This is a genomic window from Bacteroides sp. MSSM.1001136sp1_RTP21357st2_D2_RTP21359_211015 (genome assembly GCF_040913205.1).
Taxonomy (GTDB): Bacteria; Bacteroidota; Bacteroidia; order Bacteroidales; family Bacteroidaceae; genus Bacteroides; species Bacteroides ovatus.
This window is the reverse complement of sequence record NZ_JBDFVF010000001.1, coordinates 229,331-251,718: the sequence shown is the minus strand read 5'-3', so window position 1 is coordinate 251,718 and position 22,388 is coordinate 229,331. Positions and strand designations below refer to the sequence as shown.

Below are 22,388 nucleotides of genomic sequence, written 5' to 3'. Positions count from 1 at the left end.
ACAGGACTCGAACCTGCATGCCTCTCGACACACGCACCTGAAACGTGCGCGTCTACCAATTCCGCCACCTGGGCAAAGATTATTGTTCCAACATTTCAAAGAAACATGAGCGGAAAACGAGACTCGAACTCGCGACCCTAACCTTGGCAAGGTTATGCTCTACCAACTGAGCTATTTCCGCATTTTTTCGTTTGCGGTTGCAAAGGTAGGGATTTTCCGTAAACATGCAAACATTCTGCCTACTTTTTTCACAGAAATCTGTTCACTTTGCACCTACCGCAAAACAATCATTTTGATTATCAACTCATTCGGTCACGATAATCTTCATAAGAAAATTGCTTGTATATTTCAGCTTTCCCCTCTTTTGTCCAAATGGCAATGGCAGGATGATGAATTCCGTTAAACATATTTGTCTTGACCATCGTATAATGAATCATATCTTCGAACACGATACGCTCTCCGATTTGCAACTCGTGATCGAAGCTCCACAGTCCCATATAATCACCGCTCAAACAGGAATTTCCTCCGAGACGATAAATATATTTTCCTTCATTTCCCATCTCTGCACCACGCACGGCAGGTTGATATGGCATCTCCAGACAATCCGGCATGTGGCAAGTGAAACTAACATTCAAAATAGCCGTCTTGATACCACGACTTTCCACAATATCCACCACTTCGGAAGTCAGCACTCCCGTCTGCCAGGTAAAGGCCGAACCGGGCTCCAGGATAATGCGCAAATGAGGATAGCGTGCTTTTAATCCTTGCAACAGTCTTATCAAATGTTCGGTATCATAATCCTTACGAGTCATCAGGTGTCCACCACCCAGATTCAACCATTTAATCTGTGGAAACCAATGGGCAAATTTAGCTTCAAGATGTTCCAATGTACGTTCCAGCTCATAAGAAGAAGATTCACAGTGACAATGACAATGAAAGCCTTCAATACCTTGCGGTAATGCTTCGGGCAACAAATCGGCTGTTATCCCAAAACGTGTGCCGGGTGCACATGGATTATAAAGTTCGGTTTCCACTTCCGAATATTCAGGATTTACGCGGATACCACAAGAGATGCCACTTCCTTCTGCAACCACCATCGGATAGAAGCGTTCAAACTGCTGCATTGAGTTGAATGTGATATGACTGCTGCAACGCATGATTTCCGGGAAATCCTGTTCCGTATAAGCAGGAGAATATGTATGCGCCTTGCTGCCGAACTCTTCCAATGCCAAACGGGCTTCATACACCGAACTTGCCGTAGAATGATCTATATATTCACGGAATATGGGGAAAGAGCGCCACATGGCAAATGACTTGAAAGCAAGAATAATCTCCACTCCCGCCCTGTCGGCCACGCTTTTTATCAAACACAGGTTCTTTCTTAAAAGCTCTTCTTCCATGATGTAACAAGGAGAAGGGAACTGATTAAAATCTATCATATATAAATTATTATCTAAAATAACGCCTTACGAACGTGGATGCAAAAATACAAATTCAAAAGCAAAGAGGGATTGTTTTATTTTTAATTAAGATATTGGTTTTCGCGAACTTTTTCTTATTTTTACACCTTTATAATCTATAAGTAGTTATATCATCCTAAATACCTGATTGAATATGAATAAAGATTTAAGAAAAGTAGTGATCCTGCTGGCACATCCAAACATGAAAGGATCTCAAGCAAACAAGGCATTAATTGATGCCGTTGGTGACATTGAAGGAGTAGCCGTATTCAACCTTTACGAATTATCGCCTGACATCGCTTTCAATGTAGACGAATGGAGTAAAATCATCTCTGATGCCTCTGCTGTGATCTATCAGTTTCCTTTCTATTGGATGTCTGCACCGTCATTACTAAAGAAATGGCAGGATGAAGTCTTTACTTTCCTATCCAAGACTCCGGCAGTCGCCGGTAAACCGCTGACAGTGGTAACAACTACCGGATCTGAATTCGATGCTTACCGCAGCGGAGGAAGGAATGGTTTCACTATGGACGAACTTTTACGCCCTTATCAGGGCAGTGCTATCCATTCAGGTATGGTGTGGCAGACTCCTATCGTTGTTTATGGAATGGGAACAGCGGATGCGGGAAAGAATATCGCTGAAGGAGCAAATACATACAGACAGCGGGTAGAGATGCTGGTCAATAGCAGTAACGCCGGAAATAATTGGTAAGACTATGAAAAGCGTAGCTTTAGATTAGATAAAGCTACGCTTTACAGATGCTAAAGCATAGCTTTAGGTATGGTTTTAGGTATAGTCTTATTTCGGTATGAAAGCAACTTCTCCAACCTAGTTTTATCTCCGGAATTTGTTATCTTTAATCGGCAAGTTTAAAACTTACGGGAATAGCATATTTAACCTTCACCGGTTTATCCATCTGTGTCCCCGGTTTCCACTTCGGCATAAGCCTGATAACACGGATAGCTTCTTTATCCAAATAAGGATCAATGCTTTTGAGGATAGTCAGATTGGTTACAGAGCCATTCTTATCAACCACAACTCCTACAATCACCCTCCCCTGTATGCCATTTTTGCGAGCTATTTCCGGATACTGAATATTCTTCTTAATGAAATCAAGCATAGCGCGTACACCTCCTGGAAATTCCGGCATAACCTCCACCATATCATAAACCAGTTCTTCCACCTGTTCCCCAACCGTCTGATGAGTGTTGTCCTGCTTCATTGTCAACAATCCTTCGGGTAAAGGCGTTCTTTTTGCCTCTTTCCATTCCTTCTCATTGTCCGACAATCTAAATTCAGCCATCATCAAGACAGGTTTCCTGTTGATGGTCACCTCGTAAAAATAACGGTAACGTCCGGCTTTATTCGGATGCACATCCGGATAAAGCGAAGCCCTCATCTCCCGTTCTCTCTTATCCTGTATAACATAAGCTATGCTAACAAAAGCGGTATTCATAGGCAATTCCCACCAGATCCCCTTTTCATCTTCAAAAGTAACATAATAACGTTCTCCACATTCTATTGTTCCACCGCTGTAGTTATTGAGAATGAATGTTACCTGTTCTGCAGCTGTAGAATAAACCGGATATTCGGGACGGATATAAATACCGTTTATATGGTTCACACCCACTTTTTGATTGATAATCGGCTCTGTCACACCACTAAATTGAAAAGCAGGCGAGTCCATAATCTTCTCCCGGAATTCTTTTTGTTTTTCGGGAGTATTCACAATCAGACGGATTTCTATATGTCGCAATCCTACACCATATCCCGTTACATTCCTTTTTATATTCTCATATCCCGACTCTTCCATTTTCTTATTTAACTCCTTCTGGATAGCGAGCAACTGGGTTTGCGAGTAATTACTACCACCCATAAGTTCCAGCCTGAAATTCTTACTTCCGGAAGCCTTTTCCAATATCTGCCGTGCTTTGACTGTATCTCCTGTGACCTGAAAAACAAGAGTAGCTTTATCAAAATAGATACCTTCAATAAAGTCGGGGCAGTTGGGAGTTTCCAAAGACAACCCGGCTATATGAGGTTCATTACCATAAACCTTACCCAGTGTATCCAATATTTCCATACCCTCCGACTGGTCATAGAACTGTTCTGTACTGTCATTTTCAGTTTTGCATGTTTCTACATGGTTTGTCTTGTTTATCCTACAGGATGAAAACAAACACAACAATAAGATAAAATAAAATTTATTCATTATCTTTTTCCTCCTGTTTTTCAGGTTTTTATCATTTACCAACAAAGATAATAATATTACGATTTCATGATACTAATAGATGCCCTAATAATTATACATCATGACAGAAATAATATTATTGCAGAAAAAGTGAGTCAGCACTGCTTATGAAAAGAAAAAGATACTCCGAAAAGAGTGACGCTATCCCACCAACATAGTGACGGTATATGCTTAGGATAGCGTCACTATTCCAGGCATATACCGTCACTATGTTTAAACCGGATATTCGGGCTGTTATTTCTAGTTTCCGCGCTGTGTAGGCAGGGTAAATTCTTGCGAATCACAAATCACTCCATTCTCGTCCGCCACTGCGACACGGAATGTCACTTCACCGTCTTTCAATTTTTCACCTGCGTGAATGGAAGCGGTATAACGGATGCCTTCACCCGGAAGAATTTCCTCCACCATCACAGAAGGAGAAATGCCGAGATGCTTCACCTTCCCCACCGTTTCTACCACAGGAACTACATTATAAACAGGATTTCTCCCTTCATTCATAATCTCAAAGATTATCTTGCTATTTTCTCCCGCATCAATCACATGACTACGATTATCATCTATAAAACGGATCTTGCGCAACTTCAGTTGAGAAATAGGCTGCTGCACCGGCTGCTTCTTATATTTTTGCACACGGACTTCCCTCACTTCAGGAATATACGCATCTTCCTCTATTTGCTCTTGTCTCGGCGCCGTCAACGCGTTTCCAATAGCCGCACCGGCAATGGTTCCCACAATATTCCCAATAGCAGAACCACGGTAACCGCCCCTCCAGCCATGATTATTATCTCCGATAAGTCCGCCTATCGAACTTCCCAGACTACCTCCGATAGAAGCACCTGCCATGATAGCTCCCGGATTTCCCATACGCCCCGACGCACATCCACTCAAAATCAAAGCGGAAAGCAAAATTACTGTTAGTTGTTTCTTCATGAGTCTCTCTATTTAGTGTTATTATTTATTCTACCACTTTAAAACGAGCGAAACGTAATAATAGTTGTTTGTCTCCCGCATTTTTAAAATGAATAGTTGCTTTCGCATTGTCTCCCGTTCCTTCTACTTTAATCACTTCACCCAATCCGAAACGTTCGTGCTCTATCATCTGTCCGGCCTGTACTCCTGCTACCGATGGCGAAGTGGAAGAGGTTGCCTGTGCACCGCTACTTGGGCTAACAGTACTAACTTTCTTCAAATTCCTCGGTACGCTGGGAGCAATGATCTGTGCTTTCGGACGTTCACGCTGTTCGGAAGATGTACTTCCGAAAGGAGCACGCGACGGAGAAGCAGAACGGGTGAATCCTCCTTCAATCTCTCTACGGAAACGTCCCGCACCTTCATCGACAGCACGACTCACTCCTGCCTCATGCGGCAATTGCAAGTAATGAACATCGATATCACGCAAGAAACGACTGGGGCTTCCAAATTCCATCCTTCCATAACGGAAACGGGTTTTGGCAAAAGACAGATAACAATGTTCCTCCGCACGAGTAATAGCTACATAGAACAAACGACGTTCTTCTTCCAGTGCCCGGGGAGAATCTCCTACCATCCCACTGGGAAACAGGTTTTCTTCCAGACCGACCACAAATACATTCTTAAACTCCAATCCTTTAGCCGAATGAACTGTCATCAACGTTATCTTTTCCCCATCATCCGCCTTGTCGGAATCCTGATCGGTAAGCAATGCAATCTCCGAAAGGAAATCGGTAAGAGACACATTCGGGTTACCCTCCTCCTGCCGCAAAGCGCAGAAGTCATTCATTCCATTCACCAACTCTTCTATATTTTCTTTACGGCTTAGGTTCTCGGGGGATGTGTCCTGACAGACATCGTTGATAATGCCGGACTGACGGATGATATTCGTTCCTATTTCATAAGCGTTCTTATCTGCCTGATCGACAATGAAACCTTCTATCAATTCACGAAAGCCTTGCAGTTTTGCATGCGTTCCTTTATTTATATCCAGTCCGTAACTCAATGGTTCGCAGAGTGCCGCCCAAAGACTTACGCCATGATCGGTAGCCGCCGATATAATCTTCCCGACTGTCGTATCTCCAATACCACGAGCCGGATAATTAATGATTCGCTTGAATGCTTCTTCATCATTCGGATTCACTACCAAACGGAAATAAGCAATCACATCTTTTATCTCTTTTCGCTGGTAGAACGAAAGTCCTCCGTAAATCTTATAAGGTATACTCCGTTTCCGAAGAGCCTCTTCAAAAATACGGCTTTGTGCATTCGTACGATACAGGATGGCAAAATCAGCATATCCGTAGCGATACTCCCGTCGTAGCTCTGCAATCTTATTAGCTACAATATCTCCCTCTTCCACATCGCTATACGCCTGAAATACGCCGATAGGTTCCCCCTTTTCTTTCTCCGAAAACACGGCTTTCCGTATCTGGCGTTCATTCTTCTCAATCAAGCTGTTGGCAGCACAAACAATGGTTTGTGTGGAACGGTAATTCTGCTCCAGTTTAAAGACTTTCGTATTGGGATAGATTTTTGTAAAATAGAGAATATTGTCAATATCCGCCCCACGGAAAGAATAGATACTTTGCGCATCGTCTCCCACTACACAGACCCGTTGATTTTCTTTAGTCAGTTGCAGGACAATGCTATGCTGCGCATAATTCGTATCCTGATACTCATCTACCAGCACATAACGGAACTGATCCCGGTAGCGTGCCAACACTTCCGGAAAGTCACGGAATAAAATATAGGTGTACACCAGTAAATCATCGAAATCCATTGCACCTGCCTGACGACATCTGTCCCAATAACGAGTATAGATATCACGGATAGCAGGCATCTTGGCAGCCATATCTCCTTCGTAAGCCTCTTTATTGGCAGCGTATCCCGTAGGAGTGACCAAATGGTTTTTGGCATTGGAGATGCGTGCCTGCACTACTCCCGGTTTATAAGTTTTCTCGTCCAATCCCATCTCTTTGATGATGGAACGGAGCAGACTCTTACTATCAGCCGTATCATAGATGGTGAACTGGGAAGTGAACCCGATAAATGTTGCTTCGGCACGAAGAATCCGTGAGAAGATGGAATGGAAAGTCCCCATCCACAAATAACGTGCCCGTTCCATACCTACCTGACGGGCAATACGCTCTTTCATCTCGCGCGCCGCCTTATTCGTAAAGGTCAGTGCAAGGATATTCCACGGATTGTAGCCGTTCTCCTGTTCCAGCAAGTAAGCGATTTTATAAGTCAATACGCGCGTCTTCCCCGAACCTGCACCGGCTATCACCAGCGAAGGACCGTCATTATAAGTCACTGCAGCACACTGACTCTCGTTCAATTCATCTATATAATTGGTATTCATAACAGCATTATAAAAACAATGTGGATTTTTAACAAACCCTTGGCATTCAAATTTGTTCTCAATACAAAAGTATAATATTCATTCGAGAATGAAGGTATTTTTATGAATTTTCATCACTAACTATTTTAACCTAACACCAAAAAGCAATGAAAAGAAGTATATTTTTATCGATTATTTTGAGTTTGTTTCTGGTCGCCTGCATTCCACAGGCAATGGCACAAAAGCAGAGCCGCCTGGAAAAGCTGCTAAAGTATCTGAACGATAATGACGCCGACAAATGGCAGAAAAACCGTGATAAGATAGATGACGAGACACAAACCTATTATGCCGAGGAACTGGCATTATTGGATGTGCTCAACGGATTGTGGAACGAGCAAAGCGAACAGGCTGCCACCAACTATTTCGGATGCTACGAAAGGGCAACGAAAGCTTATTTTCCCAATATCTGTGAAGAAGAGAAAATACAACTTTCCAACGTACAAAACAAAGCGGAACTGGCTGTTATCTCCATTCTGGAAGCTTCGAAAGATCAAATCCCTTTTAGCAAGACGTTGATGGACAGTATCCAGTCAAGCGGTTATCCGGGAGATTCTACCATCTTGCAAAAGGTACGGGACATCCGTGAAATGGCTTTACTGGAAGGTATGCTGAAAACACCTACGCTGAATATTTATCAAACGTACATCACGGAATATCCGAACGGCAAATTTATCTCTCAAATCAACACTGCGGAAAACAAACGGCTTTACCAGATTGTAAAGAGTAATCCGACATCAGCGAATTTCAAGGCATTTTTTGATAACGCCAACATGCAGAAATTCTTCACGGATAAAGATACGCGTCCATTCCTTCCGGAAGTCCGCGCGTTATACGATGATTTTCTGTTTCAAGGGATCGACAGCCTCCGGGAGAAAGGAAACGCAACAGACATCCGGCAGATTATTGACGAGTATAAGCAATCACCTTACCTGACTTCTACAGCACGTACTCATCTGGACGACCTTGAATATCTTAGTGAAAAAGCTGATTTTGAGCTTTTAAAAGCTGCCATTGTCAATTCCGAATCTTTGAGTATGCTGCAGGATTTTCTTTGCACACACAGGTATAAGGAATTTCGTGACCAGGCCAATGCACTACGGACACCGTTTATTCTGCAAACAATCATATCCACTCCTACTTCTGTGAAATACTATAATGGAGGACGATTGATTAAGTCTGCGGAAAATGACAGTACGGGAAATACCTCGACCACTTATTCGTATGATGATAAGGGGCAGCTCATTTCTACATTGTCGCTTACCGTAAAGAACGGTCAGCCAAGCAATGAAATACAAACGAACAGATTATACGATCCGCAAGGTCACTGCATCTTTGAAGTGCAAACGAATCCGAAAACCAAAACGGATCTCTACCGACGGACACGCCGTATCGGTACGGACGGAAGTATCGAGAGTGATTCGCTCAAGTATACAGATGGAAGAGTCATCATAAGTTCCTATAATAAACAGGGGTTATTGACCGAAACCAAAGAGTATAATAAGAATGGAGAACTTCAGGCGTACACCGCAAACAAATATGATGATAAAGGCAGATTGATTTCATCCCAACATCAAAACCTGCTTTTTGCAAATTCTTCGGATCAGATTATTTCACAAAAAGATGCTTATGAATACGATAAATACGGTTATCTGACACAAATCGTTTACCAACGGATTTTAGGCAATAACCAGAAAACATCGGGATGCCTGACCTGCCTGTACGATAAATACGGAAACCAGATCGATAGCAATTCTTATTATGAATATGATAATACGGGCCAATGGATCTGCCGGACCGACCGTGAGCATCCAAAAGAAGTGGAACGCATACAGTACATTTACAAATAAAGTAAGATGCTGTGAACATTTTGCAAAGGGCTTCTGTTATTATAGTATAACAAGCCAATTAAAACTTGTAACATTATGAATACTATATTAATGTCTTTAATTATGATGACCATGACTTACGAAATGCCTAAACTTCCTTACGCTAACAATGCGTTGGAACCTGTAATCAGTCAGCAAACAATAGATTTCCATTACGGAAAACATCTACAAACGTATGTAAATAATCTGAATAGCCTCGTGCCCGGAACAGAATATGAAGGTAAAACGGTAGAAGAAATCGTTGCAGCCGCACCGGATGGAGCTATATTCAATAACGCCGGACAAGTATTGAACCACAACCTGTACTTCCTGCAATTTGCCCCGAAACCTTCAAAGAAGGAGCCGGCCGGTAAACTGGGAGAAGCCATCAAACGTGACTTTGGCAGTTTTGAAAACTTCAAGAAAGAATTCAATGCAGCAGCAGTCGGATTGTTTGGTTCAGGATGGGCTTGGCTATCCGTAGATAAAGACGGTAAACTGAAAATCACTAAAGAGGGGAACGGCAGCAATCCGGTACGTGCCGGTTTGAAACCACTTCTTGGATTTGACGTTTGGGAACACTCCTATTATCTGGATTACCAGAACCGCCGTGCCGACCACGTAAACGCCCTGTGGGATATCATCGACTGGGATGTGGTTGAAAAAAGAATGTAATCAAATTTACAAGCTAAACTATACTTATGGAAAAGGTCGTTGTGTTTTTCACAGCGACCTTTTTTACAGATTAAAAAGAACAGACTTTTATTGTATATCAGATGCATTAGTTGTATTTTTGCAACTCATAAAACAACATAACAAACAATTATGGTACTGTATAAAAGAAAAAAAATACGATTTATTGTCTCCATTGCCGTACTCCTTTTCCTCCCCTTTTTTAGCAATGTTGGCAATGCTGCCACCACAGAAGAATCTGAGGAAGAAATCCTGTTTATCACCTCTTATAATTCTGACACTAAATATACCTACGATAACATCAGCACATTTATAGAGACCTACACCCAATTGGGAGGAAGATATTCGACCATGGTAGAAAATATGAATGCAACAGACTTAACGCAGGCGCATCAATGGAAAAAAACATTGACCGATATTCTGGACAAACATCCGAAAGCCAAATTAGTTATTCTCCTGGGTGGTGAAGCATGGAGCAGTTTCCTCCATCTCGAAGATGAAAAGTACAAGCAGCTTCCTGTTTTCTGTGCAATGGCATCACGCAACGGAATACGTATTCCGGAGGATTCAACCGACATCCGAAGCTATAATCCCGAAAGCATTAACTTAATGGAACGCATGAAGGAATACAACGTAAGATATTGTAGCACATACGAATATGACATTAAAAAAGATATTGAAATGATACAGGATTTCTATCCGGAAACAGAACACCTTGTATTTGTATCGGATAACACATACAACGGACTTGCCGAACTGGCATGGTTCAAGAAAAACCTGCAACATTTCCCACAGTTGTCTATCACCTACGTCGATGGCCGCATCCATACACTCGATATGGCTGCCAGTCAATTGCGCAATCTTCCCAGAAACACAGTCATGTTGCTTGGCATCTGGAGAATCGATAACCGGGGTATTACTTACATGAATAACTCCGTTTATGCTTTTTCCAAAGCCAATCCTCTCCTGCCTATGTTCAGCATGACTTCCACTGCAATAGGTTACTGGGCTATCGGAGGATATGTCCCGCAATATGAAGGAGTGGGACAAAGCATGGGAGAATATGCCTACCGCTTTTTAGACCAGAAGGAAACTGATATCAGCAGTATCAATATCTTACCCAACAGATATAAATTTGATGCGAAGAAACTAAAGGAATGGGGATTTGAAAACAAGAAGTTACCTGTTAACTCAATGGTAATCAATCAGCCCATCCCATTCTTTGTGGCCTATAAGACAGAAGTACAATTCATCCTGATTATATTTCTCGTATTAGTAGGAAGTCTAATGATTTCGCTGTATTACTATTACCGGACTAAAATCCTGAAGAATCACCTTGAAAGAACTACGAAACAACTACGGGAAGATAAAAAGAAGTTGGAAGAGTCTGAAGTCGAATTGCGTGATGCTAAAGAGCGCGCCGAAGAAGCTAACCAACTGAAAAGTGCCTTTGTTTCGAATATGAGCCACGAGATACGGACTCCGCTAAATGCTATTGTCGGTTTCTCCAGTCTGATTATCGGTTCGGTAGAGCAGAATAACGAACTGAAAGAATACGCAGATATTGTCCAGACCAACTCCAATCTGTTGCTCCAACTGATTAGTGATGTACTGGATATATCACGCCTGGAATCAGGAAAACTGCAATTCAACTATGAATGGTGTGAGCTGGTGAACCATTGCCAGAATATGATTACTCTGACCAACCGGAACAAGACAATGGATGTAGACATTAAACTGCAAATGCCTAAAGAGCCTTACATGCTCTACACAGATCCCTTGCGCCTGCAGCAGATTATTATCAATCTGCTGAACAATGCCTTGAAATTCACTCCTGCCGGAGGAAGTATTACGCTGGATTATGAAGTGGACGAAAAAAAGCAATGTATGCTGTTCTCGGTAACTGATACCGGCACCGGAATCCCCGAAGATAAACAGGAGCTGGTATTCCAACGTTTCGAAAAGCTGAATGAGTTCGTACAGGGTACAGGATTGGGACTGGCTATCTGCAAACTGACCATCCAATATATGGGAGGTGATATCTGGATTGACAAGAATTACAAAAATGGTGCCCGGTTTATCTTTTCTCATCCTATCAAAAAACAGGAATCAACAGAAAAATGAAAAAAAATCGAATGATTTAGTGTTTTTCTGTTTCTTTTTCACTTACTTTGCCCCCGTAAAGACAAAGGGGTGCCCCATGAGGGGCTGAGATTATACCCTAGGAACCTGAGGCAGTTAGTACTGACGTAGGGATTGTGTTTCTTCTTATCGCCTTTCCATTCAAGCACGCTCTTTGTATTTACTTTCAACTTATTTATTCTGATAGGACAATGAAAGTACAAGTGAACAACAAAGAGGTGGAAATTACTCCCGACTCTACCCTTACACAACTGACAGCACAGCTCGAACTTCCGGTTCAAGGCATTGCTATCGCCGTAAACAACAAAATGATTCCCCGTACCGAATGGGAGGGTTTCATATTGCATGAGAACGATAACCTGGTGATTATCAAAGCTGCTTGCGGAGGATAAAGGAATGGTCAGTCTACAATTTATCACGCATCAGACCGAACGGTACTCGTACCTCGAATCGGCACGTATGGCACTCGAAGGCGGGTGCAAATGGATCCAACTACGCATGAAAGAGGCTCCTCTCGAAGAAGTGGAGGCAGTAGCCCTGCAACTGAAACCGCTTTGTAAAGAGCACGAAGCAATCCTGGTTCTGGACGATCACGTTGAACTGGCGCGAAAGCTGGAAGTGGACGGTGTGCATCTGGGCAAAAAGGATATGCCTATCGACCAGGCCCGCCAAATTCTTGGAGAGGCTTTCATTATCGGCGGCACTGCAAATACATTCGAAGATGTTGTACAGCACTATCGTGCCGGTGCCGATTATCTTGGCATCGGTCCTTTCCGGTTTACTACCACCAAAAAGAATTTAAGCCCTGTACTGGGATTGGAAGGCTATTCCTCCATCCTTTCACAGATGAAAGAGGCGAATATCGAAATCCCCGTAGTAGCGATTGGAGGAATCACTTATGAGGATATTCCTGCCATACTTCACACAGGAGTAAACGGGATAGCCCTGTCGGGAACCATTCTCGGAGCGGATAATCCGATAGAAGAAACACGTAGAATCCTGAATCATGCGTAAAGCAATGATGTACAATCAGTAATTTAATTTATAATATATATAGAATGGAAAAGTTAGTAATTGCGGGACGCGAATTTAACTCCCGTCTTTTCCTGGGAACAGGAAAATTCAATTCCAATGAAGTAATGGAACAAGCTATTCTGGCTTCAGGCACGGAAATGGTTACTGTTGCCATGAAACGAATCGACATGGACAACAAAGAGGATGACATGCTGAAACATATTATTCATCCGAATATTCAGCTATTGCCCAATACTTCCGGTGTACGTAATGCAGAAGAGGCTGTTTTTGCAGCACAGTTGGCTCGTGAAGCCTTTGGAACAAACTGGCTGAAACTGGAAATTCACCCGGACCCACGCTATCTGCTCCCTGACTCTATCGAGACACTGAAAGCCACGGAAGAACTGGTAAAACTGGGTTTTATCGTGTTGCCTTATTGTCAGGCTGACCCTGTACTCTGCAAACGTCTGGAAGAAGCGGGCGCAGCTACCGTTATGCCGCTCGGTGCACCAATCGGTACCAATAAAGGATTGCAGACCAAAGAATTCCTGCAAATCATTATCGAACAGGCAGGTATCCCGGTAGTCGTAGATGCGGGTATCGGTGCACCCAGTCATGCTGCCGAAGCAATGGAACTGGGAGCTTCCGCTGTATTAGTTAATACCGCAATAGCCGTTGCCGGAAATCCGGTAGAAATGGCAAAAGCATTCAAAGCGGCTACAGAAGCCGGAAGACAGGCTTACGAAGCAGGATTAGGATTACAAGCCGTCGACTTCGTGGCAGAAGCAAGTTCACCTCTAACGGCTTTTCTTGATTAAAAACGAATAAACTATGGAACAAAAAATAAAATTCCCCCGCTCGCAGAAAGTCTATTTACCCGGTAAACTTTATCCGAATATCCGTGTAGCGATGCGGAAAGTGGAACAAGTGCCCAGTGTCAGCTTTGAAGGCGAAGAAAAGATAGTAACACCGAACCCGGAGATATATGTATATGATACCAGCGGACCGTTCAGCGATGCAGATATGAGCATTGATCTTAAAAAAGGACTGCCCCGTATGCGTGAAGAATGGATTGTAGGCCGTGGTGATGTGGAACAACTTCCCGAAATTACTTCGGAATACGGACAAATGAGAAGGGACGATAAAAGTCTCGATCACTTACGTTTCGAGCACATCGCTCTGCCCTATCGCGCTAAAAAAGGAGAAGCAATCACTCAAATGGCATACGCCAAAAGAGGGATTATCACCCCTGAAATGGAATATGTAGCAATCCGCGAGAACATGAATTGCGAGGAATTGGGAATTAAGACCCACATTACTCCAGAATTTGTCCGTCAGGAGATTGCAGAAGGACGTGCTGTATTACCGGCCAATATCAACCACCCGGAAGCTGAACCGATGATTATCGGACGCAACTTCCTTGTGAAAATCAATACGAATATCGGAAATTCGGCTACTACCTCAAGCATAGATGAAGAAGTGGAGAAAGCATTGTGGAGCTGCAAATGGGGTGGCGATACCTTGATGGATCTTTCCACAGGAGAAAATATCCATGAAACACGCGAATGGATTATCCGTAATTGTCCCGTACCCGTCGGCACGGTTCCTATTTATCAGGCACTTGAAAAGGTGAACGGCATAGTGGAAGACCTCACCTGGGAAATCTACCGGGATACATTGATTGAACAATGCGAACAAGGTGTAGATTACTTCACCATTCATGCAGGGATCCGCCGCCATAATGTTCATCTTGCCGATAAGCGGTTGTGCGGTATTGTCAGCCGTGGAGGAAGCATAATGAGTAAATGGTGTCTCGTACACGATCAGGAAAGTTTCTTATACGATCACTTTGATGATATTTGTGATATCCTAGCACAATATGATGTAGCCGTTTCTTTAGGCGACGGACTTCGTCCGGGTTCTATCTACGATGCGAACGATGAAGCGCAGTTCGCCGAACTGGATACCATGGGAGAATTAGTGCTTCGTGCCTGGGATAAGAATGTTCAGGCATTTATTGAAGGCCCCGGACACGTTCCGATGCATAAAATCAAAGAGAACATGGAACGTCAGATTGAAAAATGCCATGACGCCCCATTCTATACACTCGGCCCGTTGGTGACGGATATTGCTCCCGGATACGACCATATCACTTCTGCTATCGGTGCCGCACAAATCGGATGGCTGGGTACGGCTATGCTTTGTTATGTCACTCCGAAAGAACACCTTGCCTTACCCGACAAAGAGGATGTACGCGTAGGAGTCATTACCTACAAGATAGCCGCTCATGCCGCTGACCTGGCAAAAGGACACCCGGGTGCACAGGTACGAGACAACGCATTGAGTAAAGCTCGCTATGAGTTCCGCTGGAAAGATCAGTTCGACCTGTCTCTCGACCCGGAGCGGGCGCAGACCTATTTCCGTGCAGGACATCATATCGATGGAGAATATTGTACGATGTGCGGACCTAATTTCTGTGCAATGAGATTGTCACGCGATTTAAAGAAAAGCGCTAAAACCAACAAATAATGAGTGGGGAGAAACAGAAAGTCAGCCCACTGACCGAACCTGCCCTCCCCTCATTTCAATTTTCAATTTTTAATTCTCAATTTAATAAGAATGTTCTCCGACGAATTAGAAAAAATATCCTGGGAAGAGACGACAAAAGCCATCTATTCCAAAACAGATGCCGACGTACGCCGTGCATTGGGTAAAAAAGAGCATCTGGATGTCAACGACTTTATGGCGCTGATTTCACCTGCCGCCACTCCTTATCTGGAAGTGATGGCACGCCTTAGTCAGAAATATACGATGGAACGGTTCGGTAAGACTATCTCCATGTTCGTACCACTCTACCTGACTAATTCATGTACCAACTCCTGTGTCTATTGCGGTTTCCACATCAGCAATCCGATGAAGAGAACGATACTGACAGAGGAAGAGATTGTCAACGAATACAAAGCCATCAAACGACTGGCTCCTTTTGAAAATCTACTGCTCGTAACCGGTGAAAACCCTGCCGCAGCAGGTGTTCCCTACATTGCCCGGGCGCTGGATTTGGCAAAACCTTATTTCAGCAACCTGCAAATTGAAGTAATGCCCCTTAAAGCAGAAGAATATCAGGAACTGACTAATCATGGTCTGAATGGAGTGATCTGTTTTCAAGAGACTTACCATAAAGCAAATTACAAGACATATCATCCGAGAGGCATGAAGTCTAAATTCGAATGGCGTGTAGACGGCTTCGACCGTATGGGACAGGCAGGTGTACATAAGATTGGCATGGGTGTCCTGATCGGTCTGGAAGAATGGCGGACAGACGTAACGATGATGGCTTATCATCTACGTTATTTGCAAAAGCATTACTGGAAAACGAAATACAGCGTAAATTTCCCACGTATGCGCCCGTCTGAAAATGGCGGCTTCCAACCGAATGTAGTCATGAACGACCGGGAACTGGCTCAACTTACATTCGCGATGCGAATCTTCGACCACGACGTAGACATCTCCTATTCCACCCGTGAAAGTGCAGAAATCCGAAATCACATGGCAACGCTCGGTGTTACAACCATGAGTGCGGAGAGTAAAACTGAACCGGGAGGATATTACAGTTATCCTCAAACCCTGGAACAATTTCACGTAAGTGATGAGCGAAAGGCGGTTGAAGTGGAACGTGACTTGAAGAAACTAGGTCGCGAACCAGTTTGGAAAGATTGGGATCAGTCTTTTGATTTTAAAAGATAGGCAGATGCGATACGATAGACAAATCATACTTCCCGAAATCGGAGAAGAAGGTCAGAAGAAACTGCAGGAAGCCAAAGTGCTTATTGTAGGTGTGGGAGGGCTAGGCTCTCCCATCGCTCTCTACCTAGCAGGCGCCGGTGTGGGATGTCTCGGACTGGTAGATGACGATTTGGTAAGCATCACTAACCTGCAACGACAAGTTCTCTATTCCGAAAAAGAATTGGGCAAACCGAAAGCTATCTGTGCAGCGGAACGGCTCTCCGCTCTCAACAGCGAGATCAGAATACATCCCTACTCTACCCGGTTGACGAAAGAAAATGCTTATCATATCATTCAGGAATATGATATAGTAGTCGACGGCTGTGATAACTTTGCCACCCGCTACCTGATTAACGATATCTGCATTGAACAGAAAAAGCCATACGTATATGGTGCTATCTGCGGCTTTGAAGGACAGGTTTCTGTATTCAACTATGGAAACCAGAAAAAGAACTACCGGGATCTTTATCCTGATGAAGAAGAAATGCAACGAATGCCTCCTCCGCCCAAAGGTGTGATGGGAGTTACTCCTGCTATTGTAGGAAGCGTTGAAGCTACGGAAGTGCTGAAAATAATCTGTGATTTTGGAGATGTTTTAGCCGGCGAACTATGGACAATCGACCTGCGGACATGGCAATCTAACAAATTTTCACTATAAAGGTTGGTTTCTGACATAGTTAATTAGTAACTTTGCTAAGCAATCCAATTTTAACAAAAGAAATGAAACTAATTGTAGTTACCACCCCTACCTTCTTCGTCGAAGAAGATAAGATTATTACCGCTCTTTTCGAAGAGGGGCTGGATGTCCTACATCTTAGGAAGCCGGAAACTCCGGCTATGTATTCGGAACGGCTATTGACACTTATTCCGGATAAATATCACCGCCGTATCGTCACGCATGAACATTTCTATTTGAAAGAAGAATTTAATCTGATGGGGATCCACCTGAATGCACGTAATCCCAAAGAGCCGCATGATTATTATGGTCACATCAGCTGTTCGTGCCATTCAGTGGAGGAGGTAAAAAACAGAAAGCATTTTTACGACTATGTTTTTATGAGTCCTATTTATGATAGTATCTCTAAAGTGAATTACTATTCAACATATACTGCCGAAGAATTGCGTGAAGCACAAAGAGCCAAAATTATCGATTCGAAAGTGATGGCATTGGGAGGTATCAATGAAGATAATTTGCTGGAGATTAAAGATTTCGGTTTCGGAGGAGCTGTCGTATTAGGAGATCTTTGGAACAAATTCGACGCCTGTCAGGATCAGAACTATTTAGCCGTAATCGAGCACTTTAAAAAGTTGAAAAAGCTATCAGATTAATAAAAAGCCGATAGTAAACTGACTGTACATTCCTATTGTATATCCAATAAAGGAAATGACTTTCTCAATCATAAAATAAAAAAGCCGCCGCGAATTGTCTTCCGCAACGGCTTTCTGTATTTTCGGTGTTTTCTTATCAGAACTTATATCCCACGATAATAGAGAAGTTCATGTTTTTAGGATTACCAACTTTTTCCACATCAACCAGACCAAATTGACCATCCAAGCCTGCAATGATTCTACCAAATTCCAATGCAACTCCTACACCAAGACCTGCATCAAAACGCTTCAAAGCATCATCACCAAAAGTGTCGACTTTACGTTCTGTGTCATTACCTAAGTCAAACTTTGTTTTACCGGCAATACCACAAGCAAAATAAGGACCTGCATTCACCACCAGATTAGTATTATCTGCTACATTGAAACGTGCAGCAGCCATTACTGGCAATTCCAAATACATTGCATTAATGCTATTGCCATCTTTCTTTGCACCTTTACTAGTTAAGAATAATGAAGGTTGCAGTGACCATGTATCAGTAAAAGCATATTCAAAACCTCCACCAAGTTTGAATCCAACCTTTGCATTCAGATCAAGATCACCGGTGTAATTACTAAAGTTCATACCTACTTTGGCATTCCAACCTGTAATTTGAGAGAAACCTGCCACTGAAATCAGTGCAAATAAAACAAACAAAACACTCTTCTTCATAATTTTAAAGTTTTAAATTAATACTAAAGGTTTCTATTAACCTCATTGTTTAACAATACAAATGTATAATTGTAATTTGTATTAAACAACTTTTTCGTTAACAAGTGCGCAATTTATAGAGATTATACATAAAAAAAGGGAATTCCCTATTTTTGAGAACTCCCTTTCCTAATTTGTTGATTTGTTTTCTTCTTATTAGAATGCGTAATGGAAACCAATTGAAAGATCTTCACTAGTAAGTTCAAGACCAAAAGAATCTCCAAGCGTATTTATATTTCTACGATATCCCAGGAAACCATACTTGGCAATGAAAGAGAAGTGATCGTTCAATTTAACAGCAATACCCGGTCTAAGTCCCACTTGTCCGGCTTTAGTAGTGTCTCCGTCTTTAACCTTCACGAAGCCGAGAGCAGCAGTTCCGTCCAGAAACAGGCGAACCGCACCGGTTTCACAGTAAGACCAACGAATGTATGGAGCAACAATTACTGAATTTTTTGTTAGTCCACCATTATAATTATGTGAATAATCCAATTCAGCACCCAATGCCCATGTTTCATTAAAGTTGTATCCAACTTCCGGAGCAACTTTAAAAGAAGTAGTGTTGCCTGTGCTGTTACGCCAAACGTTCAAAGATCCGCCTACGTAAATGTCTTGTGCTTTTACAGCGATAGTTGCTAACATTACAACTACCAATAATAAACCCTTTTTCATTTTCTTTGTTTTTTTAAATTAAACGTTAGACCCCAATTCGGTCGATTTCTGGGGTGCAAATGTAAAGCTGTTTTTATGATTAAACAAACATTTAGTTAGTTTTTTATAATAAATACCAAATAAATATTGGGTGGTAAACGGACATCAATACCCAACAGGCATAAAATAAAATAGACTGCAAATACTTTCACAAGTATTTACAGTCTATTTATCAGATAGTTAAGTACCTAACCAGCGTATTTGACTATCCTTCTATTGCTGCCTGCGCCGCCGCCAATCTGGCAATCGGCACTCTGAATGGAGAACAACTAACGTAGTTCAAACCTACCCGGTGACAGAACTTCACTGAAGAAGGCTCACCACCATGTTCACCACAAATACCACATTTCAGATCCGGACGGATAGCACGGCCCTTTTCTGTAGCCATACGTACCAACTGTCCCACGCCATTCTGGTCGAGAACCTGGAACGGGTCTACTTTCAAAATCTTCTTTTCCAGATAAACAGGAAGGAAAGAAGCTATATCATCACGAGAATAACCGAAGGTCATCTGCGTTAAGTCATTTGTACCGAATGAGAAGAACTCGGCAGAAGAAGCGATACGGTCGGCAGTCAAAGCGGCACGCGGAATTTCGATCATTGTACCCACTTTGAAGTCAATGCTATCTCCTACTTCCTCAAACAACTTCTTAGCTTCCGCACGGATTACATTTTCCTGCTCCTTGAATTCATACAAGATACCAGTTAATGGAACCATGATTTCCGGATGAGTTTCCACTCCTTCTTTCTTCAATTCGAGTGCAGCACCCAAGATGGCACGTGTCTGCATCTGCGTAATTTCAGGATAAGTATTTCCCAGACGGCAACCACGGTGACCCAACATCGGGTTATGCTCACACAATGATTCTACACGTTGCTGGATATATTGCAGGCTCACACCCATAGTATCTGCCATTTCCTGCTGTCCCTTCAAATCATGAGGAACGAACTCATGCAAAGGAGGATCGAGCAAACGAACAGTTACCGGGCAACCAGCCATTGCTTTAAAGATGCCCTTAAAGTCTTCCTGTTGGTATGGAAGAATCTTAGCCAATGCTTTACGACGTCCTTCTGCATTTTCCGCCAGAATCATTTCACGCATTGCCTTGATCTTTTCACCTTCGAAGAACATGTGTTCCGTACGGCAAAGACCAATACCTACTGCACCGAAGTTACGAGCCACTTCCGCATCATGAGGAGTATCCGCATTTGTACGTACCTGCAGACGAGTATACTTATCAGCCAGCGTCATTAATTCGGCAAAGTCACCGGAAAGTTCTGCAGCCTGTGTTTCTACCTTACCATTATAAACTACACCTGTACTTCCGTTCAGAGAAATATAATCGCCTTCTTTCAACACAACACCGTCAATTTCTACGGTACGGTTTTTATAATCGATATTCAATGCACCTGCACCCGATACACAACATTTACCCATACCACGAGCCACAACAGCAGCATGAGAAGTCATACCGCCACGAGCCGTAAGAATACCTTCGGCAACTGCCATACCGGCCAAGTCTTCCGGAGAAGTTTCGATACGAACCATTACCACACGTTTACCGGCAGCATGCCATTCAGCAGCGTCGTCAGCAAAGAACACCACCTGACCGGTTGCAGCACCCGGAGAAGCCGGAAGACCACGAGTCAACACTTTGGCTTTCTTCAAAGCATCCTTATCGAATACAGGGTGAAGCAATTCATCGAGTTTATTCGGTTCCACGCGCATCAAAGCAGTCTTTTCGTCAATCATGCCCTGACGGAGCAAATCCATAGCGATCTTCACCATGGCAGCACCTGTACGCTTACCGTTACGTGTCTGAAGGAACCAGAGTTTACCTTCTTGTACGGTGAACTCCATGTCCTGCATATCTTTATAATGATTTTCCAGTTTAGTCTGGAGAGCATCTAATTCTTTATAGATTTCCGGCATTGCCTCTTCCATGGAAGGGAACTTTGCTGCGCGAACATCTTCGGTCACACCAGCCAATACAGCCCAACGTTGAGAACCAATCTTGGTGATCTGTTGCGGAGTACGGATACCGGCCACTACATCTTCACCTTGTGCGTTAATCAGATATTCACCATTGAAAAGGTCTTCACCCGTACCGGCATCACGTGAGAAACAAACACCAGTAGCCGAAGTTTCACCCATATTACCGAACACCATAGCCTGTACATTGACAGCTGTACCCCATTCATCAGGTATACTTTCCATCTTACGGTAAAGGATAGCGCGTTCATTCATCCATGAATCAAATACGGCACATATAGCTCCCCAAAGTTGTTCGTATGCACCAGTCGGGAAATCTTTTCCGGTCTGTTCCTTTACGGCAGCTTTAAATTTCTTTACGAGTTCCTGCAAGTCTTCCACTTTCAACTCGTTATCCAGTTCTACCCCTTTCTCTTTTTTCACCTCTTCGATGATTGCTTCGAAGGGGTCGATATCTTCTTTATTGGTAGGCTTCATGCCCAATACTACGTCACCGTACATCTGCACAAAACGACGATAAGAGTCCCATGCAAAGCGTGCATTACCTGTCTTACGGATAATACCTTCTACCACTTCGTCATTCAATCCCAAGTTCAGAATCGTATCCATCATACCCGGCATAGATGCGCGCGCACCGGAACGTACAGACACCAACAAAGGATTTTCAACGTCACCGAATTTAGATTTCATCAACGTTTCCACGTGAGTGATTGCTTTTACCACTTCATCTTTCAGCAGCTCAACCACTTTATCACGTCCTAACGTATTGTATTCCGTACAAACATCTGTAGTTATTGTGAATCCGGGAGGGACAGGAATTCCGATTAAATTCATTTCTGCAAGGTTGGCTCCCTTACCACCGAGCAAATTCTTCATGTCAGCCTTTCCTTCTGCCTGACCATTACCAAAGGTATAAACTCTTTTTTTATCCATAATATTGTGTTTAAAGTTACATTATGATTTTTTTCTGTTCGCAAATCTAAGGATATTTCGCAAACTTGAAAACTTTTTGCGAAAAAACTTTC

Annotated in this window: 18 protein-coding genes, 1 tRNA gene and 1 riboswitch; of the genes, 11 read left to right on the top strand and 8 right to left on the bottom strand. The window is 43.0% G+C overall.

Annotated elements, in window-relative coordinates:
- Positions 1-108: 108 nt before the first annotated feature.
- Positions 109-181 (bottom strand) — tRNA-Gly (locus AB5217_RS01055).
- Between the two features lie 118 nt (positions 182-299).
- Positions 300-1,439, bottom strand: coding sequence for a carboxynorspermidine decarboxylase (nspC, locus tag AB5217_RS01050; protein WP_004295718.1), 1,140 nt, complete (start codon positions 1,437-1,439; stop codon positions 300-302).
- Positions 1,440-1,614: 175 nt separating this feature from the next.
- Between nspC and AB5217_RS01045 the strand changes: the two genes are divergently transcribed.
- Complete coding sequence (locus AB5217_RS01045) at positions 1,615-2,172, top strand: NAD(P)H-dependent oxidoreductase (protein WP_004295716.1); 558 nt, start codon at positions 1,615-1,617, stop codon at positions 2,170-2,172.
- Positions 2,173-2,317: 145 nt separating this feature from the next.
- Here AB5217_RS01045 and AB5217_RS01040 read toward each other — a convergent pair whose 3' ends face one another.
- From AB5217_RS01040 to AB5217_RS01030, 3 genes are all read right to left on the bottom strand, one after another.
- Complete coding sequence (locus AB5217_RS01040) at positions 2,318-3,673, bottom strand: energy transducer TonB (protein WP_004318082.1); 1,356 nt, start codon at positions 3,671-3,673, stop codon at positions 2,318-2,320.
- Positions 3,674-3,952: 279 nt separating this feature from the next.
- Complete coding sequence (locus tag AB5217_RS01035; protein ID WP_004295713.1) at positions 3,953-4,642, bottom strand: hypothetical protein; 690 nt, start codon at positions 4,640-4,642, stop codon at positions 3,953-3,955.
- Between the two features lie 25 nt (positions 4,643-4,667).
- Positions 4,668-7,046, bottom strand: coding sequence for an ATP-dependent helicase (locus AB5217_RS01030; protein ID WP_032843580.1), 2,379 nt, complete (start codon positions 7,044-7,046; stop codon positions 4,668-4,670).
- A 146-nt stretch (positions 7,047-7,192) separates the two neighbouring features.
- Between AB5217_RS01030 and AB5217_RS01025 the strand changes: the two genes are divergently transcribed.
- From AB5217_RS01025 to AB5217_RS00980, 10 genes are all read left to right on the top strand, one after another.
- Positions 7,193-8,932 (top strand): hypothetical protein, encoded by a 1,740-nt coding sequence (locus AB5217_RS01025; RefSeq protein WP_032843583.1) that lies wholly within the window; start codon positions 7,193-7,195, stop codon positions 8,930-8,932.
- Positions 8,933-9,007: 75 nt separating this feature from the next.
- Complete coding sequence (locus tag AB5217_RS01020) at positions 9,008-9,625, top strand: superoxide dismutase (RefSeq protein WP_004295710.1); 618 nt, start codon at positions 9,008-9,010, stop codon at positions 9,623-9,625.
- A gap of 150 nt (positions 9,626-9,775) precedes the next feature.
- Positions 9,776-11,767 carry a sensor histidine kinase gene (locus AB5217_RS01015; protein WP_032843586.1) on the top strand — a complete coding sequence of 664 codons (1,992 nt, stop codon included), beginning with the start codon at positions 9,776-9,778 and terminating at the stop codon, positions 11,765-11,767.
- 55 nt (positions 11,768-11,822) lie between these two features.
- Positions 11,823-11,916: riboswitch (TPP riboswitch) on the top strand.
- A 60-nt stretch (positions 11,917-11,976) separates the two neighbouring features.
- Positions 11,977-12,177: a sulfur carrier protein ThiS gene (thiS, locus tag AB5217_RS01010; RefSeq protein ID WP_004303537.1), complete on the top strand. Its 201-nt coding sequence runs from the start codon at positions 11,977-11,979 to the stop codon at positions 12,175-12,177.
- A gap of 4 nt (positions 12,178-12,181) precedes the next feature.
- Positions 12,182-12,799: a thiamine phosphate synthase gene (locus AB5217_RS01005; protein ID WP_004312310.1), complete on the top strand. Its 618-nt coding sequence runs from the start codon at positions 12,182-12,184 to the stop codon at positions 12,797-12,799.
- Between the two features lie 44 nt (positions 12,800-12,843).
- Entirely contained in the window at positions 12,844-13,617 is a 774-nt protein-coding gene (locus AB5217_RS01000; protein WP_004295706.1) for a thiazole synthase, read from the top strand.
- 13 nt (positions 13,618-13,630) lie between these two features.
- Positions 13,631-15,328: a phosphomethylpyrimidine synthase ThiC gene (thiC, locus tag AB5217_RS00995; RefSeq protein ID WP_032843587.1), complete on the top strand. Its 1,698-nt coding sequence runs from the start codon at positions 13,631-13,633 to the stop codon at positions 15,326-15,328.
- A gap of 90 nt (positions 15,329-15,418) precedes the next feature.
- Positions 15,419-16,543, top strand: a complete 1,125-nt coding sequence (gene thiH / locus AB5217_RS00990; protein WP_004295704.1) for a 2-iminoacetate synthase ThiH — start codon at positions 15,419-15,421, stop codon at positions 16,541-16,543.
- A 4-nt stretch (positions 16,544-16,547) separates the two neighbouring features.
- Positions 16,548-17,240 carry a HesA/MoeB/ThiF family protein gene (locus tag AB5217_RS00985; RefSeq protein WP_004303541.1) on the top strand — a complete coding sequence of 231 codons (693 nt, stop codon included), beginning with the start codon at positions 16,548-16,550 and terminating at the stop codon, positions 17,238-17,240.
- Positions 17,241-17,302: 62 nt separating this feature from the next.
- On the top strand, positions 17,303-17,911 hold the full coding sequence (locus AB5217_RS00980; protein WP_004295702.1) for a thiamine phosphate synthase: 609 nt from the start codon (positions 17,303-17,305) through the stop codon (positions 17,909-17,911).
- A gap of 136 nt (positions 17,912-18,047) precedes the next feature.
- Here the strand turns inward: AB5217_RS00980 and AB5217_RS00975 are convergent, their stop codons facing one another.
- The 3 genes from AB5217_RS00975 to ppdK all read right to left on the bottom strand — a co-directional run bounded on the left by AB5217_RS00975 (position 18,048) and on the right by ppdK (position 22,296).
- Positions 18,048-18,620: a porin family protein gene (locus AB5217_RS00975; protein WP_004295701.1), complete on the bottom strand. Its 573-nt coding sequence runs from the start codon at positions 18,618-18,620 to the stop codon at positions 18,048-18,050.
- Positions 18,621-18,815: 195 nt separating this feature from the next.
- The gene (locus tag AB5217_RS00970; RefSeq protein WP_004295700.1) at positions 18,816-19,331 is read right to left on the bottom strand and encodes an outer membrane beta-barrel protein; all 516 of its coding nucleotides are present in this window, start codon (positions 19,329-19,331) and stop codon (positions 18,816-18,818) included.
- A gap of 244 nt (positions 19,332-19,575) precedes the next feature.
- Positions 19,576-22,296 carry a pyruvate, phosphate dikinase gene (gene ppdK / locus AB5217_RS00965; RefSeq protein WP_087306153.1) on the bottom strand — a complete coding sequence of 907 codons (2,721 nt, stop codon included), beginning with the start codon at positions 22,294-22,296 and terminating at the stop codon, positions 19,576-19,578.
- Between the last annotated feature and the right edge of the window lie 92 nt (positions 22,297-22,388).